Origin of the sequence: Delftia acidovorans NBRC 14950, from assembly GCF_001598795.1 — a bacterium.
GTDB classification, from domain to species: domain Bacteria; phylum Pseudomonadota; class Gammaproteobacteria; order Burkholderiales; family Burkholderiaceae_C; genus Comamonas; species Comamonas acidovorans.
Genome location: NZ_BCZP01000017.1, coordinates 65,907 through 92,875 on the forward strand (window position 1 = coordinate 65,907; position 26,969 = coordinate 92,875).

The 26,969-nt window shown below is 68.9% G+C and carries 23 protein-coding genes; 13 read left to right on the forward strand and 10 right to left on the reverse strand.

Annotation, left to right across the window (positions count from 1 at the left end):
- The first annotated feature begins 62 nt into the window (after positions 1-62).
- The 4 genes from DA1_RS20465 (at position 63) to DA1_RS20480 (ending at position 4,290) form a co-directional block, all read left to right on the forward strand.
- Positions 63-1,241, forward strand: a complete 1,179-nt coding sequence (locus tag DA1_RS20465; RefSeq protein ID WP_034398011.1) for an aminotransferase-like domain-containing protein — start codon at positions 63-65, stop codon at positions 1,239-1,241.
- Between the two features lie 224 nt (positions 1,242-1,465).
- The gene (locus DA1_RS20470) at positions 1,466-2,425 is read left to right on the forward strand and encodes a PhzF family phenazine biosynthesis protein (protein WP_034398009.1); all 960 of its coding nucleotides are present in this window, start codon (positions 1,466-1,468) and stop codon (positions 2,423-2,425) included.
- Between the two features lie 87 nt (positions 2,426-2,512).
- A complete protein-coding gene (locus tag DA1_RS20475; RefSeq protein WP_034398008.1) occupies positions 2,513-3,196 on the forward strand; it encodes a histidine phosphatase family protein in 684 nt (227 codons plus the stop codon).
- A gap of 119 nt (positions 3,197-3,315) precedes the next feature.
- Entirely contained in the window at positions 3,316-4,290 is a 975-nt protein-coding gene (locus tag DA1_RS20480; protein WP_034398006.1) for a Bug family tripartite tricarboxylate transporter substrate binding protein, read from the forward strand.
- Positions 4,291-4,499: 209 nt separating this feature from the next.
- On the opposite strand, the gene DA1_RS20485 is transcribed toward DA1_RS20480, so the two are convergent.
- Both DA1_RS20485 and DA1_RS20490 read right to left on the reverse strand, forming a co-directional pair.
- Entirely contained in the window at positions 4,500-5,363 is an 864-nt protein-coding gene (locus DA1_RS20485) for a creatininase family protein (RefSeq protein WP_034398005.1), read from the reverse strand.
- A gap of 41 nt (positions 5,364-5,404) precedes the next feature.
- Positions 5,405-6,382, reverse strand: coding sequence for a Bug family tripartite tricarboxylate transporter substrate binding protein (locus tag DA1_RS20490; protein ID WP_034398003.1), 978 nt, complete (start codon positions 6,380-6,382; stop codon positions 5,405-5,407).
- A gap of 214 nt (positions 6,383-6,596) precedes the next feature.
- On the opposite strand from DA1_RS20490, the gene DA1_RS20495 reads away from it, so the two are divergent.
- From DA1_RS20495 to DA1_RS20510, 4 genes are all read left to right on the forward strand, one after another.
- Positions 6,597-8,867, forward strand: a complete 2,271-nt coding sequence (locus DA1_RS20495; protein WP_034398001.1) for a protein-disulfide reductase DsbD family protein — start codon at positions 6,597-6,599, stop codon at positions 8,865-8,867.
- Positions 8,868-9,060: 193 nt separating this feature from the next.
- Positions 9,061-9,594 (forward strand): hypothetical protein, encoded by a 534-nt coding sequence (locus DA1_RS20500; RefSeq protein ID WP_013800334.1) that lies wholly within the window; start codon positions 9,061-9,063, stop codon positions 9,592-9,594.
- A 236-nt stretch (positions 9,595-9,830) separates the two neighbouring features.
- The gene (gene nhaA / locus DA1_RS20505) at positions 9,831-11,102 is read left to right on the forward strand and encodes a Na+/H+ antiporter NhaA (RefSeq protein ID WP_034397999.1); all 1,272 of its coding nucleotides are present in this window, start codon (positions 9,831-9,833) and stop codon (positions 11,100-11,102) included.
- A 28-nt stretch (positions 11,103-11,130) separates the two neighbouring features.
- Positions 11,131-11,598 (forward strand): CoA-binding protein, encoded by a 468-nt coding sequence (locus tag DA1_RS20510; RefSeq protein WP_034397998.1) that lies wholly within the window; start codon positions 11,131-11,133, stop codon positions 11,596-11,598.
- A gap of 255 nt (positions 11,599-11,853) precedes the next feature.
- On the opposite strand, the gene DA1_RS20515 is transcribed toward DA1_RS20510, so the two are convergent.
- Positions 11,854-12,687, reverse strand: coding sequence for a GNAT family N-acetyltransferase (locus tag DA1_RS20515; protein ID WP_034399124.1), 834 nt, complete (start codon positions 12,685-12,687; stop codon positions 11,854-11,856).
- 307 nt (positions 12,688-12,994) lie between these two features.
- On the opposite strand from DA1_RS20515, the gene DA1_RS20520 reads away from it, so the two are divergent.
- Positions 12,995-14,827 carry a methyl-accepting chemotaxis protein gene (locus DA1_RS20520; RefSeq protein ID WP_034397996.1) on the forward strand — a complete coding sequence of 611 codons (1,833 nt, stop codon included), beginning with the start codon at positions 12,995-12,997 and terminating at the stop codon, positions 14,825-14,827.
- Positions 14,828-14,846: 19 nt separating this feature from the next.
- Here the strand turns inward: DA1_RS20520 and DA1_RS20525 are convergent, their stop codons facing one another.
- Positions 14,847-15,665: an IclR family transcriptional regulator gene (locus tag DA1_RS20525; RefSeq protein WP_174549409.1), complete on the reverse strand. Its 819-nt coding sequence runs from the start codon at positions 15,663-15,665 to the stop codon at positions 14,847-14,849.
- A gap of 149 nt (positions 15,666-15,814) precedes the next feature.
- On the opposite strand from DA1_RS20525, the gene DA1_RS20530 reads away from it, so the two are divergent.
- The 4 genes from DA1_RS20530 (at position 15,815) to DA1_RS20545 (ending at position 19,978) form a co-directional block, all read left to right on the forward strand.
- A complete protein-coding gene (locus tag DA1_RS20530; RefSeq protein ID WP_034399123.1) occupies positions 15,815-16,780 on the forward strand; it encodes an MBL fold metallo-hydrolase in 966 nt (321 codons plus the stop codon).
- Between the two features lie 132 nt (positions 16,781-16,912).
- Complete coding sequence (locus DA1_RS20535) at positions 16,913-18,604, forward strand: FAD-dependent oxidoreductase (protein ID WP_034397993.1); 1,692 nt, start codon at positions 16,913-16,915, stop codon at positions 18,602-18,604.
- A gap of 31 nt (positions 18,605-18,635) precedes the next feature.
- Positions 18,636-18,902, forward strand: coding sequence for a DUF2783 domain-containing protein (locus DA1_RS20540; protein ID WP_013800326.1), 267 nt, complete (start codon positions 18,636-18,638; stop codon positions 18,900-18,902).
- A gap of 104 nt (positions 18,903-19,006) precedes the next feature.
- Entirely contained in the window at positions 19,007-19,978 is a 972-nt protein-coding gene (locus DA1_RS20545; protein WP_034397991.1) for a Bug family tripartite tricarboxylate transporter substrate binding protein, read from the forward strand.
- A gap of 69 nt (positions 19,979-20,047) precedes the next feature.
- Here the strand turns inward: DA1_RS20545 and DA1_RS20550 are convergent, their stop codons facing one another.
- The 6 genes from DA1_RS20550 to paaK all read right to left on the reverse strand — a co-directional run bounded on the left by DA1_RS20550 (position 20,048) and on the right by paaK (position 26,963).
- Positions 20,048-20,797, reverse strand: a complete 750-nt coding sequence (locus DA1_RS20550) for an ABC transporter ATP-binding protein (protein ID WP_034397990.1) — start codon at positions 20,795-20,797, stop codon at positions 20,048-20,050.
- The gene (locus DA1_RS20555) at positions 20,794-22,686 is read right to left on the reverse strand and encodes a branched-chain amino acid ABC transporter ATP-binding protein/permease (RefSeq protein ID WP_034397989.1); all 1,893 of its coding nucleotides are present in this window, start codon (positions 22,684-22,686) and stop codon (positions 20,794-20,796) included. Before DA1_RS20555 ends, DA1_RS20550 begins: the two co-directional genes overlap by 4 nt.
- Complete coding sequence (locus DA1_RS20560) at positions 22,683-23,711, reverse strand: branched-chain amino acid ABC transporter permease (protein ID WP_034397987.1); 1,029 nt, start codon at positions 23,709-23,711, stop codon at positions 22,683-22,685. The genes DA1_RS20555 and DA1_RS20560 overlap by 4 nt, the downstream gene beginning before the upstream one ends.
- 83 nt (positions 23,712-23,794) lie before the next feature.
- Positions 23,795-24,946 carry an ABC transporter substrate-binding protein gene (locus DA1_RS20565; RefSeq protein WP_013800322.1) on the reverse strand — a complete coding sequence of 384 codons (1,152 nt, stop codon included), beginning with the start codon at positions 24,944-24,946 and terminating at the stop codon, positions 23,795-23,797.
- A 35-nt stretch (positions 24,947-24,981) separates the two neighbouring features.
- Complete coding sequence (locus DA1_RS20570; RefSeq protein WP_034397985.1) at positions 24,982-25,641, reverse strand: TetR/AcrR family transcriptional regulator; 660 nt, start codon at positions 25,639-25,641, stop codon at positions 24,982-24,984.
- Positions 25,642-25,658: 17 nt separating this feature from the next.
- Positions 25,659-26,963 (reverse strand): phenylacetate--CoA ligase PaaK, encoded by a 1,305-nt coding sequence (paaK, locus tag DA1_RS20575; protein WP_034397983.1) that lies wholly within the window; start codon positions 26,961-26,963, stop codon positions 25,659-25,661.
- Positions 26,964-26,969: the final 6 nt, after the last annotated feature.

The following is a 26,969-nucleotide window of genomic DNA, read 5'->3' on the forward strand; positions in this document are numbered from 1 at the left end:
TGGCAATCCATACCAGCCCGCCCGCATGGCGGGCACCGCAAAGACCTGGAACTGCTTTTTTTATGACGACCTGGACGCTGGCAGACCGTGCTGCCAAGATGAACCCCTCCGCCATCCGCGAAATCCTCAAGCTCACCGACCGTCCCGGCATCATCAGCATGGCGGGCGGCCTGCCCTCGCCGCTGGCCTTCCCGCTGGACGAGTTCACCCAGGCCTGCCAGACCGTGATGCAGCGCGATGGCGCCTCGGCCCTGCAGTACGCCACCAGCGAGGGCTTCGCCCCCCTGCGCCAGGCCGTGGCCGACTTCCTGCCCTGGGAAGTGGACCCCGACCAGGTGCTGATCACCACGGGCTCGCAGCAGGCGCTGGACCTGATCGGCAAGGTCTTCCTGGACCGTGGCAGCCGCATGCTGGTCGAAAAGCCCACCTACCTGGGCGCGCTGCAGGCCTTTGCACCGCAGGAACCGATTCCCGTGGGCGTGGACAGCGATGACGACGGCATCCTCGTCGAGGACTTCGCCGCCAAGGCCGGCACCGGCGCCGACAAGGCACGCCTGGCCTACGTGCTGCCCAACTTCCAGAACCCCACCGGCCGCACCATGGCCGAGGCACGCCGCCAGGCCCTGGTGGACAAGGCGCGCGAACTCAACATCCCGCTGATCGAGGACAACCCCTACGGCGACCTGTGGTTCGAGCAGGCCCCCGCCCTGCCGCTGGCCGCGCGCAACCCCGAAGGCGTGATCTACCTGGGCTCGTTTTCCAAGGTGCTGGCCCCCGGCCTGCGCATCGGCTTCCTGGTGGCGCCCAAGTCCGTCTACAACAAGCTGCTGCAGGCCAAGCAGGCGGCCGACCTGCACACGCCGGGCTTCAACCAGCGCGTGGTCTCCGAGGTCATCAAGGACGGCTTCCTGGACCGCCATGTGCCCACCATCCGCGCCATGTACAAGCGCCAGCGCGATGCCATGCTGGCCGCGCTGGAACGCGAAATGGCCGGCCTGGACGTTCAGTGGACCCGCCCCGTGGGCGGCATGTTCCTGTGGGTTCGCCTGCCCAAGGGCATGGATGCGCAAAAGCTGCTGCCCGCCGCCGTGGAACGCGGCACGGCCTTCGTGCCCGGCGCGCCGTTCTATGCGGACGAGCCCCAGGCCAACACGCTGCGCCTGTCCTACGTGACGGTGTCGGCCGAGCAGATCGACAAGGGCATCGCCGCCCTGGCCGACGCCATCCGCTCCACGATGTAAACCACCCCCTGAGCGGCTAGCGCCGCTTCCCCCTCTCTACCCGCTTCGCGGGGGAGGGGGACGACGCCCTCGGCTAGGCGCCCCCGCCGCGAGGCGGCTCTTGCTCGGCGTCCCTGGTGTTTGGGCCAGTTACCTGCTTGGGCCAGAGGGAAGCCGACACGCAGTCGAACCAAAGTCCGGCTTGCTGTCGGCTTTTCCATCCTCCCTTCCATCTGCCCATTGCCATGACACCTGCATACGTCTCCCGCCAGCGCCCCTTCATGACCGTGGATGTGTTCACGGCACGGCCCTACCTGGGCAATCCGCTGGCCGTCGTGCTCGACGCCACCGGGTTGACCGATGCGCAGATGCAGTCCTTCGCGGCCTGGACCAATCTGTCCGAGACCACCTTCGTGCTGCCTCCCACCGAGGCCGGTCGCGCCGCAGGCGCCGACTACCGCGTGCGCATCTTCACGCCGGGCGGCGAGCTGCCCTTTGCCGGCCATCCCACGCTGGGCAGCTGCCATGCCTGGCTGGCGCAGGGCGGCGTGCCACAGCAGGCCCAGCGCATCGTGCAGGAATGCGCCAAGGGGCTGATCGGCATCGAGCGCCAGGACGGGCGCCTGGCCTTTCAGGCACCGTCCACCGACATCAGCGACGTGGAGCCTGGCCTGCTGGAGGACGTGGCGGCCGCGCTGGGCGCAGAACGCGGCCAGATCCTGCGTGCGGCCTGGCTGGACAACGGCCCGCGCTGGATGGGCGTGCTCTTCGAACACCCCGACCAGGTGCTGTCGCTGGAGCCCGACCATGCAAGGCTCAAGGCGCTGAACACCAAGGTGGGCGCCTGCGCGTTGTACGAAAGCGCGCAAGATGCACCGGCACTGATCGGCCGCAGCAGCCGCGAGGCCCGCGCCTTTGCCACAGGACAGCGGCCAGCCGCAGCCGAGGCGGATGCCGCCCCCAGCCTGGAAGTGCGCGGCTTCGCCAGCCCCGTCGGCGTCACTGAAGACCCCGTCACCGGCAGCCTCAACGCCAGTCTGGCCCTGTGGCTGCGCGGCGAAGGCCTGCTGCGCGCGCCCTACATCGCCAGCCAGGGCTGCTGCGTGGGGCGCGACGGCCGCGTCCACGTCAGCGAGGACGCGCAGGGCGCGCTGTGGATAGGCGGCCATGTCGTGGAATGCGTGAGCGGCCAGGTACTGCTGTAGGGCCCGGCACGGCAGGCCTGTCGCCAAGGCGGCAGCCAGTCGCCCGCAGGACAAACGCCAGCGCCAGCGCTGGCCACAATCCGCGCCATGGGAACCCTCTATCTTGTGCGCCATGGCCAGGCCTCGTTTGGTGCCGAAGACTACGACCAGCTCAGCGAGCGCGGCACGGCGCAGTCGCAAAGGCTGGGTGCCTACTGGCGCGAACGCGGCCTGCGCTTCGACGCGGTCTACACGGGCACGCTGCGCCGCCATGCGCAGACGCTGGCCGGCATCGCCGACGGTCTGGGCAGCCTGCCTGCCGAGCAGCACCGCACCCAGGCGCTTGCAGGCCTCGATGAATACGACAGCGGCGCGCTGCTGCAGGCCATTCATCCGGCGCCCCTGCCCAAGCCCGACACACCCGAGCTGTACCGCCACCACTTCCGCCTGCTGTGCGATGCCCTGGCCCAGTGGATGGCCGGCACCATCAGCCCCAAAGGCATGCCCAGCTGGGATGATTTCTCGGGCGGCGTGCGCCAGGTGCTGGAGCGCGTGCGCCACGAGCATGCCGACGAAAACGTGCTGCTGGTCAGCAGTGGCGGCCCCATCTCCACGGCCGTGGGCCATGTGCTGGGCACCTCGCCCGAGGTCACCATTGCGCTGAACATGCGCATCCGCAACAGCGCCGTGACCGAGTTCACCACCAGCCCCAAGCGCCTGATGCTGCAGACCTTCAACACGCTCAACCACCTGGACACGGACGAGCACCGCAGCTGGATCACGCACGCCTGATACGGCACCGGCAAGGCTGTCACACAGCTATCGCGCCAAGGCATAGCAGCCAGAACACGGGCGCTCTGGGCCGGCCTGCGCTTTTGCGCCAAACTCGCCGGCCAGGAGACAAAAGACCCATGAACAAACGCCATTTCACGCGCAGCGCCCTGGCCTGCGCGGCCCTGCTGCTGGCCGCCATCACCAGCCAGGCCCAGCCCCTGTCGAACAAGCCCATCCGCATCGTCGTGCCCTTCGGCGCAGGCGGCGTGGCCGACGTCACCTCGCGCGTCGTCGCGCAAAAACTGGCCTCGCAACTGGGCCAGCCCGTCATCATCGACAACAAGCCCAGCGCAGGCGGTATCGTCGCGGCCGACACCGTGGCCAAGTCCGCGCCCGACGGGCACACGCTGTTCCTCATGTCCAACGGCAGTGCCGTCACCGTGGGGCTGTTCAACCAGCTGCCCTTCGACATGGTCAAGGACTTCACGCCGATATCCACTCTGGGCTACTTCGACATCGGCGTGCTCACCGCCAGCGACTCGCGCTTCAAGAACCTGGGCGAGCTGGTGGCCTGGGCCAAGGCCAACCCCGGCAAGCTCAACATCGGCAGCATCGCCATCGGCAGCACCCAGCATCTGGCAGCCGAACTGTTCAAGACCACCGCCGGCATCGACGCCCAGATCGTGCCCTTCAACGGCACCCCTGCCGTGGTCACGGCCCTGCGCGGAAAGCAGATCGACGCGGCCGTCGAAATCCTCACGCCCATCATGGGCCAGATCAACTCCAAGGCCGTCAACCTGCTGGCCATCACCGGCGACAAGCGCTCGGCCCTGCTGCCCGGCGTGCCCACGGCCCAGGAGTCAGGCGTCAAGGGCTTCGTCGCCTCCTCCTGGAACGCCCTGGCCGCCCCCGCCAAGACGCCCCCGGAAATCATCGCCCGCCTGAACAAGGAAATCGCCGCCGCCGTGAACTCCCCCGAAGTCACGCAGAAACTGCGCGAGATGAACGTGCAGGCCCAATCCAGCACGCCCGAGCAGACCGCGCAATTGCTGCAGTCGGAAATCAAGCGCTGGGGCGACGTGATCGTCCAGGCCAAGATCCCGAAACAGTAAAAAAGGCCGAGCGCAGCGAAGGCCCGCAACCACTCCCCGTATGTCAGCGCAGGTGGCCCCGCAGCGCAGCGAAGGGGTCGCGGACATTTGGGCGCATTTCTTTGCCTACTTTCTTGCTGCGCGGCAAGAAAGTAGGTCGGCCGCCGGGCCGAATCCCGGCCTCGAAAAACCACCACCCGGCAGGGTCCAAAAACGACCCCGCAACAAACCTACAACGGCTCCGGCGCCCGCCCCACAGTATCCGCAGGCAGCGCAACCATCTCGGACAACAACCGCACCAGCCCCCGAGCCGAAGCCTCCACCATCAAAGCCCCCCGCTCGGCCGTAGCCCCCGCAGCATTCCCCACCGCCCCGCAAACGTTGTAGTCCTCGATGGCCCAGCCCATCTTGGCGCTTCGCCCATTGCCCAGCAAGGCATGCAGCTGCGCCCTATCCTCCGAAGTGGAATGAAAGTCCCGCGCATGCTCCATGCGCACGGTCTCCGGCGCCAGGTGCAGCATCATCGACGTCTCGACCTCGCCGCCATGGATGCCGAAGCGGTGTTCATGCGCGCTGAACTGCGCATTGGCCGCATCGTCCACCAGTCCGAACCAGCTGCTGCTGTAGACCAGCAGGCCATGGCGCATGCGCAGCTCGCGCGCCACGATGTCCATCACGCTGACCTGTCCGCCATGACCGTTGAGCAGCAGCAGCCGGCGCACGCCGGCCCGCGCCACGCAGGCGCCCAGCTCGGTCCACAGCGCGATCACCGTGGCGGGCGACAGCGTCAGCGTGCCGGCAAAGGATTGGTGCTCCACGCTGAAGCCGATGTTCTGCGGGGGAAGGAACAGCGCGGGCAGCTCGGCCGGCAGCAGCGGCAGGGCCGCATCGATCACGCCCTGCAGCAGGCGGGCGTCGACGGACATCGGCAGGTGCGGGCCGTGCTGCTCCACGGCAGCCACGGGCAGCACCGCCACGGTGCGGGCAGCCAGGCCGCTGGCCTGGGCCTGCGCAAAGTCGCGTGCAGAGGCCTCGGCCCACCAGCGGGAAGGCCAGGCGCCGGGGGATATCTGTTCGGGCGGGGAGTCTTGCATGGCCCGATATTAGGGCCATCCATGGGCTGCCGGAGCCCTCCTCACTCGGCCTTGAAGTTGGATTCCTTGACGATGCGTTTCCAGCGCTCGTTGTCCGACTCGATCAGCCGCGCGAACTCCTCGGGCGTTCCCCGGCGCGGCACATAGCTGTAGCTGCGCAGCTTGGCCAGCACGTCGGGCATCTGCATGACCTTGTCCATCTGCTGCGCGAGCTGGGCCACGATGTCGCGGGGCGTGCCCTTGGGCGCGAGCAGGCCCGACCAGGAGCTGAAGCCCATGCCGTCCACGCCGGCCTCCTTGATGGTGGGCACCTGGGGAAAGACTTCGGCGCGCTGGGGCAGCAGCACGGCCAGGGCCTTGACCTTGCCCGTGCGGATCATCTCCACCGAGGTGAAGGAGTCGAACGAGAAATCCACCTCGCCCGCCACCACGGCCTGCATCTGCGGCGCCGTGCCCTTGTACTGGGCGTTGACGATGCCCGGCGCGCCAATCACCTTCTTGAACTGCTCGGTGATCAGCGAAATCATGCTGCTGCCCGAGGACACGCTCAACGGCTTGCCCTGTTTGGCCATGGCGACCAGCTCCTGTAGGCTGTTCACGGGCAGGTCCTTGCGTGCGATGAGGACGAAGCCCACGTCGCACAGATGGCTGATGGGCTCGAAGCTGGACAGCGCCTCGTAGCTGGTCTTGTAGAGCACGGGACTCAGGGTCTGCGCGCCGGCCGTGTTCATCAGCAGGGTGTAGCCGTCGGGCGTGGCGCGCGCGGCCAGTTCCGTGCCGATGACGCCGTTGGCACCGCCCTTGTTGTCCACCACGAAGGACTGGCCGGTCAGCTCCCCGAGCTTTTGCATGGCCAGCCGCGCCACCACGTCGGTGGTGCCACCGGCGGGAAAGGGCACGATCACGCGCACGGACTTGTCGGGATAGGCGGCTGCCGCGCGCGCGTGCTGCGGCAGTCCCCAGGCTGCGGCCGCTGCCGCGCCAGCGGCCAGGAAGTGGCGGCGAGATGTCTCCTGCATGGCTTGTCTCCTTGTGTTGCTCTATCCCGGATGGGTGGCTGGTCCATGATGGGCAACGGACATATCGCCTGTCCAATACCAAGCGCCTATGCAACGATATCTTTTGCCAATCGTCCTGCAGCCGGCCACAGGCGATCTCTCTGGACGGCCCGCTACCATCGCAGCCTGCAGCCGGGGGAACCAAAGACCATGCCCCTGGCTCCCACAGTCCGCCATGCCGCACCAACCACCTCTTCGCCACACTGCCCCCCAGCACCTCGCCTTCTGGCTCCTCGCCTTTTTCCTTGCCGCCGCCAGCCTGCTTGCCACCCCTGCCAGCGCGCAGTTGCGCCTGAAGACCGGCAGCGGGGCGGCCGCGGCCGTGGACACGCCACGCGTGCGGGCCGAGCTCGTGGCCCAGGCACCCGAAGGCGTTCAGCCCGGCCAGACGCTGTGGCTGGGCCTGCTGATCACCCACCAGCCCGAATGGCATACCTATTGGAAGAACGCCGGTGACTCCGGCCTGGCCACCGAGTTGAACTGGCAGCTGCCTGCAGGCCTGACGGCTGGCGAGATCCAGTGGCCCGTGCCCGAGGCGCTGCGCGTGGGCCCGCTGCTCAACTACGGCTATGAAGGCCAGGTGCTGCTGCCCGTGCCCGTGCAGGTGGCCGCCGACTTCAAGCCGCCCGCGTCCGGCATGCTGGACCTGCGCCTGCATGCGAATTGGCTGGTCTGCCGCGTGGAGTGCATTCCCGAGGAAGGCGATTTCCAGCTGCAGCTGCCCGTGCAGGGCAGCACGGCAGGCCAGGGACAGGCCTTCACCCAGGCCTGGGCGCTCAAGCCCCAGGCACTGTCTGCGCCAGCCCAGGCCAAGGTGGTGCCGGCCAGCCAGCCTGCCGCACAAGGCAGGACGCCCGACGAGCGCGTGCAGCTGCGCATCGAGGGTCTGCCGGAATCCCTGCAGGGCCGCACGCTGGACTTCTATCCCGAATCTTCCGACACCTTCCACCACGCGGCAGAACTGGGCAAGGACTGGCAGCAGCATTGGGACGGCGCGGCCTGGGTGGCCGAGCTGCCCCTGTCCGACATGCGCGGCGAGACCCCGGCAAAGCTGCCCGTGGTCCTGGCCCTGCCGCCCGCCGAGCGCGCCGCAGCGCTGGAGCAGGGCCAGCCCGTGGCCTGGCGCGCCGAGGCCCCGGTCGAGGGCCGCTGGACGGCTGCCGCCATGGCCAGCGTTTCCCCCGCACTGGCCGCTGCCCTGGCGGCCAACCAGGCCGCTGCGCCTGCTGCCAGCGCCACCAGCCTGTGGATGGCCCTGCTCGGTGGCCTGGTGGGTGGACTGATCCTGAACCTCATGCCCTGCGTCTTCCCGGTGCTGGCCATCAAGATCCTGGGCTTTGCACGCCATGGACAGGACCGCCGCGCCCAGCGCCTGGGCGGGCTGGCCTATACGGCGGGCGTGGTCCTGTCCTTCCTGGCCCTGGGTGGCCTGCTGCTGGCCCTGCGCGCGGCAGGCGAGCAGCTGGGCTGGGGCTTTCAGCTGCAGTCGCCGGCCATCGTGGCCCTGCTGGCAGCCCTGTTCACGCTGCTGGGGCTGAACCTGGCAGGCCTGTTCGAGTTCGGCTCCATGCTGCCCGGCCGCTGGGCTGCGGCCCATGCGCGTCATCCGGTGGCCGATGCGTTTCTGTCCGGCGTGCTGGCCGTGGCCATTGCCTCGCCCTGCACGGCGCCGTTCATGGGCGCCTCGCTGGGCTTTGCCATCGACATGCCGGCCCTGCAGGCGCTGACGGTGTTTGCCGCCCTGGGCCTGGGCATGGCCCTGCCCTATCTGCTGGCCAGCTTCGTTCCGGCCGTGGTGCGCTGGCTGCCGCGCCCGGGCGCCTGGATGGATACCTTCCGCCGCGCCATGGCCTTCCCCATGTTCGCCACCGTGGTCTGGCTGGTCTGGGTGCTGGGGCACCAGAGCGGCATCGACGCCGCCACCGCGCTGCTGGCCCTGCTGCTGGCCTTCAGCGCCCTGGTCTGGACGCTGACGCTCAAGGGCCGCACCCGGGCCGTGCTGGCCACGCTGGCCGTGGTGCTGGCAGGTGCGCTGCTGGCCACCACCGCGCCCCTGATCACCACGCCTGCCCAGGCGGAGGGCACGGGCACGGCGTCCGCTGCAGGCGAGCGCTGGCAGCCCTGGTCGGCCGCCCGCGTGGCCGAGCTGCAGGCGGCGGGCAAGCCCGTGTTCGTGGACTACACGGCCGCCTGGTGCGTGACCTGCCAGGTCAACAAGCGCACCACGCTCAACCATGAGGAGGTGCTGGCCGCCTTCGACAAGCACGGCGTGACCCTGCTGCGCGCCGACTGGACGCGGCGCGACCCGGCCATCACCGCTGCGCTGCAGCAACTGGGCCGCAGCGGCGTGCCCGTCTATGTGCTGCATGCGCCGGGCAAGCCCCCGGTGGTGCTCAGCGAGCTGCTATCGAAGAGCGAGGTACTGGGGGCGTTGGCCGCGCTTTGACGGCACGCCCTCCTGGGACAAACCCCGATTTTGGGTAGGTCCCAGGCCTACATTTGTTGCAGCGCACGCCGTCCTAGACTGGATGCATCCGGGGAATACCGCAATCCGAACGCTAGGCGCCGCGGCTGCCGCCCGACTCCGGAGACCCGCCCGCGCGGCAACTGCCCGCCCTGCACGACACAGGAGGTGGGCCATGCATGCACTGATCACCCATTCGCACCCTTCGGGGGTGCACCATCGTTCACGCGGCAAGGGATTGCTGCTGGCGCTGGGACTTGCCAGCCTGGCCGTGGCGGGGATCGTCCTGCCCTTTGTGTGGGACCTGCTGGGCTTCGTCAACGGATTGCCCAAGATGGGATGGCTGCAGTCCATCCTGGCGGTCTCGCCGGTGTTCAGCTGGCTGATGATGTTCGCCTGGGGCCTGGCCGTTCCCGTGGCGCTGATCTATGCGCTCTACCACCCGCAGACCCATCCCTGGGGCAATGCCGCCATGGTGGCGGGCGCCATGTTCATCGCCGTCACCTGGTACGTGCACATGCCCGCCGCATCGCAATGCACGGCGATGTATCCGCAGACCGGCATGGCCTGCTCGGTGCTGCAATGGGGCTTCAGCATGAGCCTGGGCGTGGCAACGGCGGCCTATGTGTTCCTGGTCTTCATGATTGCGCTGTCCTCGCTGGGGCTGCTGGCCGAATGCGTTGCGCGCAATGAGCCGCCCAGGCCCTGAATCCGCAGGGTTTTGGGCAAGGGTCCCGGCCGCCGATTTTTTGCCGCCGGGCCGCCCCAAGGCAAAAAGCGGCCCCCTCGGGGGGCAGCGGACCTTGCGCAGCAAAGGGAGCGTGGGGGCTTCTTTTATAATGGCGGTTGGGTGTCCAGACCGCATGGGGCGGCAGGACAGGTGTTGATAGCGCAGGTCGGGCCGCCTGCGCACCGGGGCCGCAAGGCCCCTTTGCTGCTTTGCACATGAACACCTACACGACCCCGCGGCCGTCCGGCCCGCGCACGCCCCTTTTCCTGTCTTTCGCCGATCGCGTCGGCGCCTTCCTGTCCCGCTGGTCCCATGCCGAGGCTGCGGGCGGCATCGTGCTGCTGCTGGCAGCGGCCGCCGCCCTGCTCTGGGCGAACTCCGGCTGGGCCGGCTCCTATGAGGCGCTGTGGCACACGCCGCTGAGCCTGGGCCTGGGCCCGTGGCAGCTGTCGCAATCCCTGCATTTCTGGGTCAATGACGCGCTGATGAGCGTGTTCTTTCTCGTGGTCGGCATGGAGATACGCCGCGAGATGCATTCCGGCGCACTGGCCCAGCCGCGCCAGGCGCTGCTGCCCGTGATGGCCGCGCTGGGCGGCGTGGTGGCGCCGGCCCTGATCTTCCTGGCCTTCAACGCCGCGCCGCCGCTGCGCAATGGCTGGGCCGTGCCCACGGCCACCGACATCGCCTTTGCCATGGGCGTGCTGGCCCTGCTGGGCCGGGGCCTGCCGCCCGCGCTGCGCGTGTTCCTGCTGGCGCTGGCCATCATCGACGACCTGGTGGCCGTGCTCATCATTGCGCTGTTCTATTCGGGCGGGCTGCAGTGGAGCCAGCTGCTGGTGGCCGCCGCCGGCCTGGCCGGCGTGTTCCTGCTGCAGTCGCTGGGCGTGCGCCGCGCCTGGGCCTATGTGCTGCCGGGCGCCGTGCTCTGGTGGGGCATCTGGCAGACCGGCGCCCATCCCACGCTGGCCGGCGTGGTGCTGGGCCTGGTGACACCCGTGCACGCACTGGCAGGCCGCGAAAGCGCCGCGCCCGTGGAGCGTGTGCAGGCGGACCTGCATCCCTGGGTGGCCTTTGGCGTGATGCCGCTGTTTGCGCTGGCCAATGCCGGCGTGCCGCTGCAGGGCGCGGGCACCACTGGCATTGATGTGGCGGGCACGTCGGCCGTGATGTGGGGCGTGGCCCTGGCCCTGGTGCTGGGCAAGCCGCTGGGCGTGCTGCTCAGCTGCTGGCTGGCCGTGCGCCTGCGGATGTGCGCACTGCCGCCAGGCATGGGCTGGAGCGACACGCTGCTGGCCGGCCTGCTGGCAGGCATTGGCTTCACCATGGCCATCTTCATCGCCACGCTGGCTTTTGACAGCGAGGCCCTGCTCAATGCCGCCAAGCTGGGGGTGCTGATGGCGTCGGCCACGGCCGCCGTGCTGGGCCTGGCCTGGGGCCTGGTGCTGCGCCGCCGCCATGCTGCGGCCGCGACAGTGCAGCCGGCCTGATCCGCATGCGCTGCGTACACTGCGGCGCATGAGTGATACAGCCACAGACTCCCGCCTGCGTGACATCCTCGTGCAGTGCCGCACCCTGGCCGTGGTCGGCCTGTCGCCGCAGCCCGACCGGCCCAGCCACCAGGCCTCGCAGTACATGCAGCGCCACGGCTACCGCATCGTTCCCGTGAACCCCGTGGTCGCACGCGAAGGCGGACGCATCCTGGGCGAGCCCGTCCATGCCAGCCTGGCCGACGCTGCGGCCGCGCTGGCCGCACAGGGCCTGCGCATCGACATGGTCGATTGCTTCCGAAAGAGCGAGGACATCCCGCCGCTGGCCGCCGAGGCCGTTGCCATCGGCGCGCGCTGCCTGTGGCTGCAATTGGGCGTGGTCAACGACAAAGCCCTGGAACTGGCCCGCGCTGCGGGCCTGTGGACCGTGCAGGACCGCTGCGTGAAGATCGAGCACCAGCGCCTGCTGGCCGATGCCCCAGCCGCTGCCCGGTAGCTCAGGAATTGCCCATGAAAAAGGCCGCAGCCCCTGAAAGGCTGCGGCCTGCAATTGGCGTGGACCAAGGCCCGGTCAGTCCGGTGCAGGTTACCTGCCTCCGTCCGGGTGTCTGCTTCAGCCCACATCCAGCATCATGCACGGTCTTTGTGACAGCCCTGTGATGCACATCACGGTCCGGCTCACTGCACAAGAAGCCGGATCCGCCCTCTCTTTCCGAAAATCCCCCGATTCCCCCCAAGCGCCGGGACGGCCTCAGCCGCGCCGCGTGAACAGGCGCATGTAGCGCGAAGGCAGGTCCTGCATGCGCATCATGATGGGCAGGTCTGCCGTGTTGAAGTCGCTGTCCCAGGCCGGCGCGCCCAGCACCTTGGCGCCCGTGCGCAGATAGCCCTGGATCAGCGCGGGCGGCTCCACGCTCATGCCGCTGGTGCTGACCGATGCCAGCTCCTCGGGCAGGGCCACGCGGGGACGCACCTGCAGCTCGGGCTCGGCCAGATGGGTCTGGCGCAGTTGCTGCCAGACGCGCGCCGGGCCTTCGCCGTGGGCCAGGCCCGGGTACTGCATGGGAATGCTGGCGCAGCCGACCATGGCGTCCAGCTGGTTGCGCTGCATGAATTCGGCCAGGGCGCCCCACAGCGCCAGGATCACGCCACCCTGGCGGTGCGACGCATGCACGCAGCTGCGGCCCAGCTCCACCATGCGCGGGCGCCAGGCGTGCAGCGGGGCGAGGTCGAATTCCTGGTCGGAGTACAAGCCGCCGGCGCGCAGCGCCTGGGTGGGGGTGAGCAGGCGGTAGGTGCCGATGACCACGCCCCGGTCGGCATCGCAGACCATGAGGTGCTCGCAGAAATCGTCGAAGGCGTCGATGTCGTGTCCGGCCAGCGGCGTCTGCAGCACGGCGCCCATCTCGGCGGCGAACACCGCGTGGCGCAGGCGCTGCACCTGTCGCACTTCGTCAAGGTGCCGGGCCCAGCGCACGTCCAGCCGCAGCGGTTTGTCTGCGGCCTGGGGTGGCTGGAGAAGCGCGGAAAGCGGGGGCTTGGCGACGTCGATCGCCGCGTTGCGAAGGGTGTCAAGAATGTCCATATGCCCGCCTTCCTCGTCATGTTGGACGCAGTCGGTGACCTGCCTGTGCCACTCGGTTTGCCTGCGTGCCGCCATTGTGGAAAGCCGCCATGAAAGTCCCGCGACGGTTGCGTTACAGCAACATGTCACACCGCACTGCAATGGTGCACTGCAGCAAATGCCTCTATGACAGGTGTTGCACGCAAGTTGGTGCACGCCACCACAGGGTTGGCATGTCGTCAAGAATGAAACAAATTGTGCGTTAATGACAGGGCCGCATGCCCGGCCATCGCGGCTTGCGGAGTCCTCAGTCTTCCCTTGCCGCGCCATGCTCCAGACCCTTCGCTCCAAGATTCTTGCCATCAGCACAGCCACCGTGGTCGGCGCCCTTGCCATCACGGGGGCCGCCACGTACCACATCGTCCGCGGCAGCACGTTCCAGACCATCGAACAGGATCTGGATGCCATCACCGCAGGCAACACCATGGCCATCGACCAGTGGGTGGCATCCAAGGCACGCGCCGTCAGCGCCGCCGCCGCCGTGATCGAGCATGGCGACCCGCAGGGCTTTGCCGCCCACATGGGTCAGGCCAGTGGCTTTCCCATCACCACGGTGGGCTGGCAGGACAAGACCTTCAAGTCCACCACCAGCACCCCGCCCGACTACGACCCCACGGCCCGGCCCTGGTACAAGAGCGCCGTGCAGGCCGGCAAGCTGACGCTGACCAAGCCCTATGGCGACTCCACCACGGGCGTGCCCTATGTGGCCTTCGTGGCGCCCATGCTGCGCGGCGGCGCGCTGCAGGGCGTGATCAGCGGCGCCGTGCCGCTGGAGGGCGTGCGCGAGGTGGTCTCGGCCATCCGCCCGACGCCCGGCAGCCTGGGCTTTGTGGTCAGCCGTGACGGCCAGGTGCTGGCGCATGCCGATGCCAAGCTGCTGCTCAAGCCCACCTCCGACCTGTCCGAGCTGCTGACGCCGGCCGCGCTGACCGCGCTGGCCAGCGCCACGGCGCCGCTGGAAGTGAACCTGGGCGGCAGCGCCAAGCTGCTCAAGGCCCGCCCCGTGCAGGGCACGGACTGGCTGCTGGTGGTGGCGCTGGACAAGGCCGAGGCCACGACCGGCCTGCAAAGCGTGCTCAAGACGCTGGCCATTGCCATCGTGCTGCTGGCCTGCCTGGCAACGGCCGTGGCGGCGGCGCTGACGGCACAGTCCTTCCGGCGCCTGTCGCAGGTGCGCGACGCCATGGACAAGATCGGCTCGGGCGGCGGCGACCTGACGCAGCGCCTGCCGGTGTCGGGCAATGACGAAGTGGCGCAGATCGCCTCGTCCTTCAACGGCTTCGTCGAGCAGATCGGCACCGTGCTCAAGGATGTGCGCAACGGCGTGGAGTCCATGAAGACCGCCACCGACGAGATCAAGCTGGGCAACCTGGACCTGTCCAACCGCACCGAGTCCTCGGCCAGCAGCCTGCAGGAGACCTCGGCCTCGCTGTCGCAGCTGACGGCCAATGTGCGCCAGTCGGCCGAGGCGGCCGCCATGGCCACGCGCCTGGCCCAGTCGGCCAGCAGCTCGGCCACCAAGGGTGGCGACGTGGTGGGCAGCGCCGTGAGCACCATGGACGACATCTCCAAGGCCTCGTCCAAGATCGGCGAGATCATCGGCGTCATCGACGCCATCGCCTTCCAGACCAACATCCTGGCGCTCAATGCCGCCGTCGAGGCAGCCCGCGCGGGTGAGCAGGGCCGGGGCTTTGCCGTGGTGGCGGCAGAAGTACGCAGCCTGGCCCACCGCAGCGCGGCGGCCGCCAAGGAGATCAAGACCCTGATCGACGCCTCCGGCGCCAGCGTGGCCATGGGCACGGACCGCGTGCGCGCGGCCGGCCAGACCATGGGCGAGATCGTGGAGGGCATCCAGCGCGTCTCCCAGATCATTGTCGAGATCAACGGCGCCATGACCGAGCAGAGCGTGGGCATCGGCCAGATCAACCAGGCCGTGGCCGACATGGACCGCGCCACGCAGCAGAACGCCGCGCTGGTGGAGGAGTCCACCGCCGCATCGTCCGTGCTCAACGAGCAGGCCCACCACCTGTCGCGCACGGTGGCCGGCTTCACGCTGGAAGGGCGTGCGCCTGCCCGGGATCAGTTGCTGCTCACCAACTGAGCCGCAGCAAGCGACGGGCTCAGGCCTGGGCCGGCGCTCCCAGGCGCTGGGACAGGCTGCGCGCCTGGGCCTGCAGCAGCAGGGCCGGCCGGCCTTGCAGGTCCAGGTCCAGCGTGGCCGAAGGGCCGATGGCGGCAATGGCCAGCACCAGCTGGCCAAAGCCGTCGAACACCGGCACGGCCAGCGCGCTCACGCCTGACAGCAGCTGGTTCTCGACCCGGCTCAGGCGGCTGGCGCGGATGGCGGCCAGCTCCTTTGCAAAGGCGGGCTCTTCCAGGCTGTGGCCTTCCGCGTCCAGCAGGGGCGCGATGCGCCCGGGCTCGCCAAAGGCCGCAAAGATCTTGCCCGTGGCCGTGTGGCGCAGCGATGCGGGCGTGCCGTGGCGCATGGCCACATAGACATGGGTGGGCCCCTCTTCCACGCGGATGATGGTCGGCCCCTGGCCGCTCCACATGGCAATCGACACCGTGCTGCCCACCTCCTGCGCCAGCGCGGGCAGCTCGGCAATCGCCAGGCGCACGGGATCGGCCTGCTGCAGGCTGATCAGCCCCATCTGTATGGCCAGCGGCCCCAGGCCGTAGTGGCCGCTGGCGCGGTCCTGCTCCATCAGGCCCAGCTTGCAGAAGCTCACCAGGTAGGGATGGGCCTTGGCCGCCGTCATGCCGGCCTCGCGCGCCAGATCCTTCAGCGCCATGCGCCGGCCCGTGCGCGCCAGCGCCTTGAGCAGCTGGCCGCCGACCTCCACGCTCTGGATGCCGCGCGGGCCGCGCGCGGGCTCGTCATCGGCGCTGTCGGAGGGGAAGACGGGGTCGTTCGGGGAGGAGGCGGCATCGGACATGGCAGGCATTGTGAAGGCTGGAACCCGAAGTTTGCGGCTCCGAGGGTTTTTCACTATGTCAAATGAATTGTTCAATGTTGAATTTTTCCCTAGCATTCATGCATTCGATAAAAACAAATGCATTTGTCCATCTCAAAAGCAGGATGCCCATGACCACCAAGACCTTTGCCTCCGCCGCCGACCTCGAAATCAAGCAGGTCAGCTTCGACAAGCTCTCCGAGCACGCCTATGCCTACACGGCCGAAGGCGACCCCAACACCGGCATCATCATTGGCGACGACGCCGTGATGGTGATCGACACCCAGGCCACGCCCGTCATGGCCCAGGACGTGATCCGCCGCATCCGCGAGATCACCGACAAGCCCATCAAGTACGTCACGCTGTCGCACTACCACGCGGTGCGCGTGCTGGGCGCCTCGGCCTTCTTCGCGGAAGGTGCCGAGCACATCATCGCCAGCCAGGACACCTATGACCTCATCGTGGAGCGCGGCGAGCAGGACAAGGCCAGCGAGATCGGCCGCTTCCCGCGCCTGTTCCAGAACGTGGAAAGCGTGCCCGACGGCATGACCTGGCCCACCCTCACCTTCACCGGCAAGATGACGCTGTGGCTGGGCAAGCTCGAGGTGCAGATCCTGCAGCTGGGCCGCGGCCACACCAAGGGCGACACCGTGGTCTGGCTGCCCCAGGACAAGGTGCTGTTCAGCGGCGACCTGGTGGAGTTCGGCGCCACGCCCTATGCGGGCGACGCCTACTTCCAGGACTGGCCGCACACGCTGGACGCCATCGCCGCCCTGCAGCCCGAAAAGCTCGTGCCCGGCCGGGGCGCCGCGCTGCAGACGCCGGCCGAGGTGCAGGCCGGCCTGGCCGGCACGCGCGACTTCATCAGCGACCTGTGGACCGAGGTCAAGGCCGGCGCCGATGCCCAGCAGGACCTGCGCAAGGTCTACGAGGCCGCCTTCGCCAAGCTGCAGCCCAAGTACGGCCAGTGGGTGATCTTCAACCACTGCATGCCCTTCGATGTGACCCGCGCCTATGACGAGGCATCGGGCCACGCCGACCCGCGCATCTGGACCGCCGAGCGCGACCGCCAGATGTGGCTGGCGCTCGAAGGCTGATGCACGGCGGCGTCCGGGCCTGAACACCGGCACGCCCGCCCATCGCACCCGTCCGTGAACCGGCGCCCTGGCGCGCCGGCGGGGATGGCTGCGCCCTTTTTTCCACACTGCCCACGCCAGAGGACGAACACCATGTCCCACCCCGCCATCTCCCTGCAAGCGCTGCGCGGCAGCGGCGCAGACATACAGTCCATCCACATTCCCTACGAGCGCCATGCCGACCAGGACGCCGGTGCGGACACGCCCGCCCGGCATCCCGTGGTCATCGTCGGCGCCGGCCCCGTAGGCCTGTCGCTGGCCATCGACCTGGCCCAGCGCGGCCAGCGCGTGGTGCTGCTGGACAACGACTGCCGGCTGTCCACGGGCTCGCGCGCCATCTGCTTTTCCAAGCGCACGCTGGAGATCTGGGACCGCCTGGGCGTGGGCCAGCCCATGGTGGACAAGGGCGTGTCCTGGAACCTGGGCAAGGTCTTCTTCAAGGACCAGCCGCTGTACCGCTTCGACCTGCTGCCCGAGGACGGCCACGAGCGCCCGGCCTTCATCAACCTGCAGCAGTACTACGCCGAGGCCTATCTGGTCGAGCGAGCCCTGCAGCTCCCGCTGATCGACCTGCGCTGGCACAGCAAGGTCACGGCACTGGAGCCGCAGGCCGAGGGCGCCCTGCTGACCGTGGAGACGCCTGACGGCAGCTACCGCATCGATGCGCAATGGGTTCTGGCCTGCGATGGCTCGCGCTCGCCGCTGCGTGGCCTGCTGGGCCAGGAAAGCCATGGCCGCATCTTCCGCGACCGCTTCCTGATCGCCGACGTGAAGATGCATGCCGAATTCCCCACCGAGCGCTGGTTCTGGTTCGACCCGCCCTTCCACCCGGGCCAGAGCGTGCTGCTGCACCGCCAGCCCGACGATGTCTGGCGCATCGACTTCCAGCTGGGCTGGGACGCCGATCCCGAGGAAGAGAAAAAGCCCGAGAACATCGTGCCGCGCATCCGCGCCCTGCTGGGCAAGGACGCGCCCTTCGAACTGGAATGGGCCAGCGTCTACACCTTCGCCTGCCTGCGCATGGACCGATTCGTCCATGGCCGCGTGGTCTTTGCGGGCGACAGCGCCCACGGCGTCTCGCCGTTTGGCGCACGCGGCGCCAACAGCGGCGTGCAGGATGCCGAGAACCTGGCCTGGAAGCTGGACCGCGTGCTGCGCGGCCAGGCCGATGCCTCGCTGATCGCCACCTACGGCGCCGAGCGCGAATACGCGGCCGACGAGAACATCCGCAACTCCACGCGCGCCACCGACTTCATCACGCCCAAGAGCGAGATCAGCCGCCTGTTCCGCGACGCCGTGCTGGACCTGGCGCGCGACCATGAATTCGCGCGCCGCATCGTCAACAGCGGGCGGCTGTCCGTGCCGGCCACGCTGCATGGCTCCGCGCTCAACACGCCTGACACCGACACCTTCGACGGAACGCAGCTGCCCGGCGCCGTGCTGGCCGATGCGCCCATGCGCCGGCCCGGCGCAGACGGCACGGCCTGGCTGCTGCGCGCACTGGGACCGGACTTCACGCTGCTGCACTTCGGCCCCACGCCGGCCTGGGCGCAGGCGCTGCCCGGCGTGCTCAACCTGTCCATCGCGGCCGAGGGAGAGGCCCATGCACCAGACGCCGACCTCATCGATGCGCGCGGCCTGGCGGCCAAACGCCTGGATGCACGCCCCGGCACCAGCTACCTGCTGCGGCCTGACCAGCATGTCTGCGCGCGCTGGCGCCGCCCCGACGAAGCCGGCGTGCGCGCCGCGCTGCAAAGAGCCTGCGGCGCCGCCGCCACGGCCTGAACCTCTTACGCCCCATCCACAGGAGACCGCCATGCTGCTGTCCACCCACCCCAACCTGCAGGCCTGCGACGATTTCTACGAAGCCCTGATCGCCACCCACCAGGGGCTCGATACCGCGCAAAGCCATGCCCTCAATGCCCGCCTCGTGCTGCTGCTGGCCAACCACATCGGCCACCAGGGCACCTTGCTGCATGCGCTCGAACTGGCCCGCGCCAGCGCAGGACTTGCCCCTGCCGGCGCGGACCCGGCCGAGCGCGGCGCCGTGACGCCGGTCGCCCCGGTGCACGCGGCCGCCTGAAGCCGCGCGCCGCCGCCCGTGCGGCGGCCTGCCATCCCCACAAAGGCGCCCGCCTCACACCTTGGACATCTCACAAGGGCGCCGCATACAACATGGAGACAAGGATGCAACGCAAGCAGTTTCTGGCCGCACTGGCCTGCTCGGGCCTGGCCCTGGCCGCAGGGCCTGCCGCCCTGGCACAGGACAAGCCCCTGGAATGGGTCGTGGGCTATGCGGCCGGCGGCGGCTCGGACGTGGTCGCCCGCGTCATCGCCGAGGCCATGGGCCGCAACATGGAGCGGGTCATCGTCATCAACAACAAGCCCGGCGCGGGCACCAACATCGCAGCCGAGTACAGCGCCCGCTCGCGCGACTACGGCAACCTCATGTTCACGGCCGACTTCGCCACGCTGGCGGCCAACCCCTTCCTGTTCAGCAAGCTCAACTACAACGCCGAGCGCGACTTCAAGCCCGTGGGCATGCTGGTGCGCTTTCCCATGCTGCTGGTGGTCAACAACGAGGTGCCCGCCACCAACCTCGCCGAATTCCTGGCCTGGGCCAAACAGCAAAAGACCGGCGTGAGCTGGGGCTCGGCCGGACTGGGCAGCCCCCACCACCTGGTGGGCGAACTGTTCCGCGAACAGGCGGGCATCAGCAACATGACCCATGTGCCCTACCGTGGCGCCGCCCCAGCCGTGCAGGACGTGGTCGGCGGCCAGATCCCTGCCATGTGGGCCGACAGCGCCACCATCATTCCCTTCCTGAGCGAGAAAAAGCTCAAGGCCATCGGCGTGGCCAGCCCCGCGCGCGTGGACGTTCTGCCCCAGATCGCCACGCTGCAGGAGCAGGGCCTGAAAGGTTTCGAGGGCTATGCCTGGCAGGGCATCGTCGTGCCCACGGGCAGCTCGGCCGAGGTGGTCAAGAAGTTCAGCCAGTCGCTGCAGCAGGCCCTGGCCGACACCCGCACCAAGGCACGCCTGGCCGCCATGGGCGTGGAACCCATGCCCGGCAGCGCCGACCAGATGGGCCAGTTCGTGCGCGCCGAGCGCAGCAAGTGGGGACGGGTGATCTCGGCCAACAACATCAAGCTGGATTGAGCGCCACGCTGCAGATGCAAAAAGGCTGCCGGTCCGGCAGCCTTTTTCGTTGTGGCGGGGGGTTGCGTCTCAGGCCACCGCCGCCGCCTGCGCACTGCGCCCCATCCCCAGATAGGTATCGATGATGCGCCGGTCGTGCAGCAGATCCCTGGCCGCGCCGCTGAGGGCCACGGCGCCCATCTCCAGCACGTAGGCACGGTCGGCCACCTTGAGGGCGGCGCGCGCGTTCTGCTCGACCAGCAGCACCGAGACGCCGTGGTCGCGCAGGCCGGCCACGACCTGCAGCACCTCGCGCACGATCAGCGGTGCCAGGCCCAGCGAGGGCTCGTCCAGCAGCAGCAGGCGCGGGCGTGCCATCAGCGCGCGGCCGATGGCCAGCATCTGGCGCTCGCCGCCCGACAGGGTGGAGGCCATCTGCGGGCGCCGCTCCCTCAGGCGCGGGAAGATGGCAAAGACCTCGTCCATGCGCTGCGCCTGGTCGCGCAGGCCTCGGCGCCAGCGCGAGAAGCCGCCCAGCAGCAGGTTGTCCTCCACCGACATCTCGCCGAACAGCTCGCGCTTTTCGGGCACCAGGGCCACGCCGTTGGCCACCATGACCTCGACGCCGGGGCGTGCGATGCGCTTGCCGTCCAGATGGATCTCGCCGCGCGAGGGCAGCAGGCCCATGGCGGCCGACAGCAGCGTGGTCTTGCCCGCGCCGTTGGGGCCGATGACGGTGACGATCTCGCCGCTGCGCACATCCAGATCCACCTGGTGCACGGCCTCCACGGGACCGTAGGACACGCTCAGGCCCTTGAGCTGCAAAAGGGTGTCGCTCATGCCGTCTCTCCGGTTGCCTCGTCGTCGTCGCCGCCGCCCAGGTAGGCATCCAGCACGCGCTGGTTGACCTGGATCTGGGCCGGCGTGCCTTCGGCGATCACGGTGCCGAACTCCAGCACCGTGATGCGGTCCGCAAGATTCATGACGAACTCCATGTCGTGCTCCACGACGAGAATGCCCAGCCCCTCGCCGCGCAGCTGGCGCAGCAGGTCGGCCAGGGCCTGTTTTTCCAGGTGGCGCAGGCCGGCGGCCGGCTCGTCCAGCAGCAGGGCCGCGGGCTGGCCGGCCAGGGCGCGAGCGATCTCCACGATGCGCTGCTGGCCCAGGGCCAGCGAGGCGGCCGGCACATCGGCGAAGGCGCCCAGGCCGCAGCGCTCGATCTGGCGGCGCGCCTCGGCCAGTACCGAGGCCTCCTCGGCCCGGTCCAGGCGCAGCATGGAGGCCAGCCAGCCCCGGTGCGCACGCCGGTGCGCGCCCACGGCCACGTTCTCCAGCACGCTGCGCTGGCCCAGCAGACGCACATGCTGGAAGGTGCGGCCCAGGCCCAGGGCGGCGAAGCGGCGCGAGGGCGCATCGTTCATGGCCTGGTCCATGAAGCGCACCTGGCCCTCGGTGGGCGAGTCCACGCCCGAGATCATGTTGAAGAAAGTGCTCTTGCCCGCGCCGTTGGGGCCGATCAGCGCATGCACCTCTCCGGCCTTGAGCGTCATGGCCACATCGTTGTTGGCCACCAGGCCGCCAAAGCGCTTGGTCACATGCTCGGCCGCCAGCAGCACCTGGCCCGCCGCGGGCAGCGCGCGCTGCGCCAGCGGCGCCGCGTCCGCCAGCTTCAGGTCGGACACGGGCCGGCGCACCCAGCGCGCCGTGAGCGCCTGCAGCGTGGGCCACAGGCCTTCTGCAAAGCGCTGCAGCACCAGCACCATCAGCAGGCCGAAGACGATGACCTCGAAATTGCCGCTGGTGCCCAGCAGGGCCGGCAATATGTCCTGCAGCTTTTGCTTGACCAGGGTGATCAGCGTGGCACCCAGCACGGCGCCCCACAGGTGGCCGGCGCCGCCGACCACGGCCATGAACAGGTACTCGATGCCCACGTTCAGGTTGAAGGGCGCCGGGCTCACGAAGCGCTGCATGTGGGCGTAGAGCCAGCCCGACAGCGTGGCCAGCAGGGCCGCCAGCACGAAGAGCTTGACGCGGTAGTGCGCCGTGTCGATGCCCATGGACTCGGCCATGACGCGGCCGCCGCGCAGCGCGCGGATGGCCCGGCCCTCGCGCGAGTCCAGCAGGTTGTGCAGCAGCCACAGCGCCACCAGCAGCACGGCCCAGATCACCACGCCCATGGCGCGCGGCGAGGCCAGCGAGACGCCGCCGATCACCAGCGGCGCAATGCCCGTGATGCCGGTCTGCCCGCCCAGGAACTCCATGTTGCCGAACAGGTAGTACAGGCTCAGCCCCCAGGCGATGGTGCACAGCGGCAGGTAGTGGCCCTGCAGCTTGACCGTGACCGCGCCCAGCAGCCAGGCCACGACGAAGGTGATGAGCAGTCCCAGCGCCAGGCCCACCCAGGGCAGGCCCGCCGCGCCCACCAGCCCGCCCAGCGCGGCCACCGAGGCAGGCGCCGTGCACACCCAGGCCGTGGCATAGGCGCCGATGCCCACGAAGGCCGCCTGGCCGAACGAGGTCATGCCGCCCACGCCAGTCAGCATCACCAGGCCTGCGGCCACCATGGCGAACAGGCCGATGTAGCTGAGGATGACGACGGTGAAATCAGGCAGAAAGCCCCAGGACGCGGCCAGCAGCGCAATGGCCGCCACCGTGAGCACGCGCGTGCTGATGCCGCCCGAAGCGGCCTTTGCAGGCGCCGTGGCCTGCGAGGAAACGGGGGCGCTCATTCTTCTTCCTCCACATGGTGGCTATTGCGCGATCGCCACCACAGCACCGGGATGATCAGCGTGAACACCAGCACCTCCTTGTAGGCACTGGCCCAGAACGACGAGAAGGCCTCAAGCAGCCCGACCAGCAGCGCGCCGGCCAGGGCCAGCGGGTAGCTGGCCAGCCCGCCCACGATGGCGGCCACGAAGCCCTTGAGGCCGATCAGAAAGCCGGTGTCGTAGTACACCGTGGTCAGCGGCGCGATCAGCAGGCCCGAGATGGCGCCGATCAGCGCGGCCAGCGCAAAGCTCACGTCGCCGGCCATGGCCGTGGGAATGCCCATGAGGCGTGCGCCCACGCGGTTGATGGCCGTGGCGCGCAGCGCCTTGCCGATCATGGAGCGCTCGAAGAACACGAACAGCAGGGCCACCAGCACCAGGGTCACGCCCACCACCACCAGGGACTGGCCCGAGATCGTGATGTCGCCCAGGCGCAGCTGCGTCTCGGAAAACGCGGGGGTGCGCGAGCCTTCGGCACCGAAGAACAGCAGCCCCAGGCCGACCAGCACGCCGTGCATGGCCACCGAGACGATGAGCAGCATCAGCACCGAGGCATGGGCCAGCGGCCGGTAGGCCAGGCGGTAAAGCAGCGGCCCCATGGGCGTGATCAGCACCAGGGTGGCCAGTGCCTGCAGCATCAGCGAGGACGGGCGCAGCCCCCAGGCCAGGGCCACGGCAATGGCCGGCAGCGCCAGGCACCACAGGAAGGTGGCGGGCCAGCTCACCTGGCTGCCCGCGCGCCAGCGCAGCAGGTCCACCACCAGCACGGCGGCCGCCAGGGCCAGCAGCAGCCACAGCGTGGTGGGCACGCGGCCGGCCTGCATCATGGCCAGGGTGAGCGCGCCGAAGGCGACGAACTCGCCCTGCGGAATGAAGATGATGCGGGTGACCGAGAACACCAGCACCAGGGCCAGCGCCATCAGGCCGTAGACGGCGCCGTTGACGATGCCGTCCTGCCCCAGCAGCAGGGCGATTTGCAGATCCATGATCGACTTTCGAGCAGGCGCGGCCGAGCGCCACAGCGGCCGCCGCCAGGTGCGGCAGCCGCTGCGGCCTCAGGCCCGCAGGTTCAGGGCTGGTACTTCCAGGTGCCGTTCTCGATCTTGACCATGACGGCCGCGCGCTGGTCCAGGCCCAGGTGGTCGGTGGGCGTCATGTTGAAGATGCCGTGGGCGCCGGCCACGTCCTTGGTCTGCTCCAGCGCATCGCGCAGGGCGGCGCGGAACTCGGCCGTGCCGGGCTGGGCCTTCTTGAGCGCGGCGGGAATCGCCGCTTCGAGCACGCGGCCCGCATCCCAGGAATGCGCGCCAAAGGTCGATGCCGTGCCCTTGCCGTTGGCGGCCTCGTAGGCCTCCACATAGGAGACGGCGGACTTCTTGACCGGGTTGCTGTCGGGCAACTGGTGGGCCACCAGCACGGGGCCGGCGGGCAGCAGCGTGCCTTCCACATCCTTGCCGCCCACGCGCAGGAAGTCGGCATTGGCCACGCCGTGGGTCTGGTAGATCTTGCCCTGGTAGCCGCGCTCCTTGAGCGACTTCTGCGGCAGCGCGGCCGGCGTGCCCGAGCCTGCGATCAGCACCGCATCGGGCTTGGCGGACATGAGCTTGAGCGTCTGGCCCGTGACCGAGGTATCGCTGCGCGAATAGGCCTCGGTGGCAGTGAGCTTGATGCCCTTGGCCTCGGCCACCTTGCGGAACTCCTGCAGCCAGCTTTCGCCATAGGCGTCGTTGAAGCCGATGTAGCCCACGGTCTTGATGCCGGCCTTGGCCATGTGCTCGCCGATGGCGGCGGCCATCATGGCGTCGTGCTGGGGTGTCTTGAAGACCCAGAACTTCTTGGCATCCATGGGCTCGACGATCTTGGCCGAGGCCGCCAGCGTGATCATGGGCGTCTTGGCCTCGGAGACCACGTCCACCATGGCCAGCGAGTTGGGCGTGATGCTGGAGCCCAGGATGACATCGACCTTGCTCTCACTGATCAGCTTGCGCGTGTTGGCCACGGCCGCCGTGGTGTCGGAGGCGTCGTCCAGGATGATGTAGTTGACCTTCTGGCCCGCCACCGTGCGCGGCATCAGTGCCACGGTGTTCTTTTCGGGAATGCCCAGGGAGGCCGCCGGTCCGGTGGCCGAGACCACCACGCCCACATTGATGTCGGCCAGGGCCGAGCCCCAGACCGTGGCCAGGGTCGCGGCCAGCAGGCCCAGTTTCGTCAAACGCTTCATGTCTGTCTCCTTGTGTTGGATGGGGCGTGGCACCTTCAGGCGCCACAATTTACCGTGGTAACTATTTTTTTGCCAGCGGTTTGATGCCCGGGTTTGCCTGGGGTCTGTACGGCCGGCAGGCCTCCGAGGAACAGGTCGGCCACCACGGGGGCCATGGCCTCGTGGTCCAGCGAGCCGTCGGGCCGCAGCCAGGTGAACATCCAGTTCATCATTCCGAACAGCAGCATGGCCAGCGCCTTGGACAGGCCCGCGCCATCGGCGTCCGGCCGCAGCTGGGCCACCGCCTGGGCAAAGGTTTCGACCACGGCGCGCTCCTTGCCCAGCACGCGCTGGCGGTCGTCGTCCTGCAGGAAGCGCACGTCCTCGGTCAGCACGCGGTGGGCATGGCGGGCATGGGCGTATTCCTGCACGAAGCGCTCGATCAGCATGCGCAGCCGCGGCTCGGGCGGCAGGCCCATGGCCTGCACCTCGTCCACCAGGGCCTGCAGCCGCGTCATGTGGCCATCGGTGATGTCCACCAGCAGCGCGTACTTGTCGCGGAAGTAGTGGTAGATGGTGGGCTTGGACAGGCCACAGGCCTGGGCCACCTCGTTCATCGAAGTGCCGGGGTAGCCGCTGCGCGCGAACAGCGCGGCGGCATGGCCCAGGATCAGTTCGCGCTGGTCGTCGTATCCGGAAGATCGGCCTCGGGCCATGGGACTCCTGTGCGCGCTCAGCGGCTGCGGTGGTCGATCACGCGGCGGGCCTTGCCCACCAGGGTGCGCTCTATGGAATCGGGTCGCAGCACCTCGACCTCGGCGCTCACGCCGACCAGGGTCTTGATGCGCTGCTGCACCCACAGTGCCAGCGCCTCGGTGTCGCCCTGCGTGCCCGGCTGCATCTCGCAGCGCACGGCCAGCCGGTCCAGGTTGCCGTCGCGCGTGACCACCAGCTGGTACTGGCCCGACAGCTGGGCGTTCTGCAGAACGATCTCCTCGATCTGCGTGGGAAACAGGTTCACGCCGCGGATGATGAGCATGTCGTCGCTGCGCCCCACGATCTTGCCCATGCGCCGGAAGCTGCGCGAGGTCGGCGCAAGAAGCCGCGTCAAATCCCGCGTGCGGTAGCGAATGATGGGCATGGCTTCCTTGGACAGCGACGTGAAGACCAGCTCGCCCTCGCTTCCGTCGGGCAGCACCTCGCCCGTGTCGGGGTCGATGATCTCGGGATAGAAATGGTCTTCCCAGATCACCGGCCCGTCCTTGCTCTCCACGCATTCGCTGGCCACGCCCGGGCCCATGACTTCGGACAGGCCGTAGATGTCCACGGCGTCCAGCCCCGCCTTGCCCTCGATCTCGCGGCGCATGGCCTCGGTCCAGGGCTCGGCGCCGAAGATGCCGATCTTGAGCGAGCTCTCGCGCGGGTCCAGGCCCTGGCGCTGCATCTCCTCCACGATCACCTGCATGTAGCTGGGCGTGACCATGATGATGTCGGGCCGGAAATCCTGGATCAGTTGCACCTGCTTTTCGGTCTGCCCGCCCGACATGGGCACCACGGTGCAGCCCGCGCGCTCGGCTCCGTAGTGGGCGCCCAGGCCGCCCGTGAAAAGGCCGTAGCCGTAGGCCACATGCACCATGTCGCCAGGCCGCCCGCCCGCCGCGCGGATGGAGCGCGCCACCAGGTTCGCCCAGTTGTCGATGTCATTCAACGTGTAGCCCACGACCGTGGGCTTGCCCGTGGTGCCCGAGGAGGCATGCACGCGCGCCACCTTCTGGCGCGGCACGGCGAACATGCCGAACGGGTAGTTCTCGCGCAGGTCCTTCTTGGTGGTGAAGGGAAAGCGGGCCAGGTCGGACAGCGTGCGCAGGTCGGAAGGGTGCACGCCCTTCTCATCGAAGGCGCGGCGGTAGTGCGGCACATGGTCGTAGGCATGCTGCAGCGACCAGCGCAGGCGCAGCAGCTGCAGCGAGGCGATCTCGTCGCGGCTGGCGGTTTCGATGGGGTCGAGTTCGCCGGGGGCGGGGCGCTGCAGGGACATGGCGGA

Coding starts and splice junctions, on each gene's coding strand:
- DA1_RS20480 (WP_034398006.1), top strand. CDS start 3,316: ATGAACAAACGCCATTTCACGCGCAGCGCCCTGGCCTGCGCGGCCCTG.
- DA1_RS20465 (WP_034398011.1), top strand. CDS start 63: ATGACGACCTGGACGCTGGCAGACCGTGCTGCCAAGATGAACCCCTCC.
- DA1_RS20545 (WP_034397991.1), top strand. CDS start 19,007: ATGCAACGCAAGCAGTTTCTGGCCGCACTGGCCTGCTCGGGCCTGGCC.
- DA1_RS20510 (WP_034397998.1), top strand. CDS start 11,131: ATGAGTGATACAGCCACAGACTCCCGCCTGCGTGACATCCTCGTGCAG.
- DA1_RS20565 (WP_013800322.1), bottom strand. CDS start 24,946: ATGAAGCGTTTGACGAAACTGGGCCTGCTGGCCGCGACCCTGGCCACG.
- DA1_RS20570 (WP_034397985.1), bottom strand. CDS start 25,641: ATGGCCCGAGGCCGATCTTCCGGATACGACGACCAGCGCGAACTGATC.
- DA1_RS20500 (WP_013800334.1), top strand. CDS start 9,061: ATGCATGCACTGATCACCCATTCGCACCCTTCGGGGGTGCACCATCGT.
- DA1_RS20485 (WP_034398005.1), bottom strand. CDS start 5,363: ATGCAAGACTCCCCGCCCGAACAGATATCCCCCGGCGCCTGGCCTTCC.
- DA1_RS20490 (WP_034398003.1), bottom strand. CDS start 6,382: ATGCAGGAGACATCTCGCCGCCACTTCCTGGCCGCTGGCGCGGCAGCG.
- DA1_RS20515 (WP_034399124.1), bottom strand. CDS start 12,687: ATGGACATTCTTGACACCCTTCGCAACGCGGCGATCGACGTCGCCAAG.
- DA1_RS20495 (WP_034398001.1), top strand. CDS start 6,597: ATGCCGCACCAACCACCTCTTCGCCACACTGCCCCCCAGCACCTCGCC.
- DA1_RS20475 (WP_034398008.1), top strand. CDS start 2,513: ATGGGAACCCTCTATCTTGTGCGCCATGGCCAGGCCTCGTTTGGTGCC.
- DA1_RS20535 (WP_034397993.1), top strand. CDS start 16,913: ATGTCCCACCCCGCCATCTCCCTGCAAGCGCTGCGCGGCAGCGGCGCA.
- DA1_RS20525 (WP_174549409.1), bottom strand. CDS start 15,665: ATGTCCGATGCCGCCTCCTCCCCGAACGACCCCGTCTTCCCCTCCGAC.
- DA1_RS20560 (WP_034397987.1), bottom strand. CDS start 23,711: ATGGATCTGCAAATCGCCCTGCTGCTGGGGCAGGACGGCATCGTCAAC.
- paaK (WP_034397983.1), bottom strand. CDS start 26,963: ATGTCCCTGCAGCGCCCCGCCCCCGGCGAACTCGACCCCATCGAAACC.
- DA1_RS20550 (WP_034397990.1), bottom strand. CDS start 20,797: ATGAGCGACACCCTTTTGCAGCTCAAGGGCCTGAGCGTGTCCTACGGT.
- nhaA (WP_034397999.1), top strand. CDS start 9,831: ATGAACACCTACACGACCCCGCGGCCGTCCGGCCCGCGCACGCCCCTT.
- DA1_RS20555 (WP_034397989.1), bottom strand. CDS start 22,686: ATGAGCGCCCCCGTTTCCTCGCAGGCCACGGCGCCTGCAAAGGCCGCT.
- DA1_RS20540 (WP_013800326.1), top strand. CDS start 18,636: ATGCTGCTGTCCACCCACCCCAACCTGCAGGCCTGCGACGATTTCTAC.
- DA1_RS20520 (WP_034397996.1), top strand. CDS start 12,995: ATGCTCCAGACCCTTCGCTCCAAGATTCTTGCCATCAGCACAGCCACC.
- DA1_RS20530 (WP_034399123.1), top strand. CDS start 15,815: ATGACCACCAAGACCTTTGCCTCCGCCGCCGACCTCGAAATCAAGCAG.
- DA1_RS20470 (WP_034398009.1), top strand. CDS start 1,466: ATGACACCTGCATACGTCTCCCGCCAGCGCCCCTTCATGACCGTGGAT.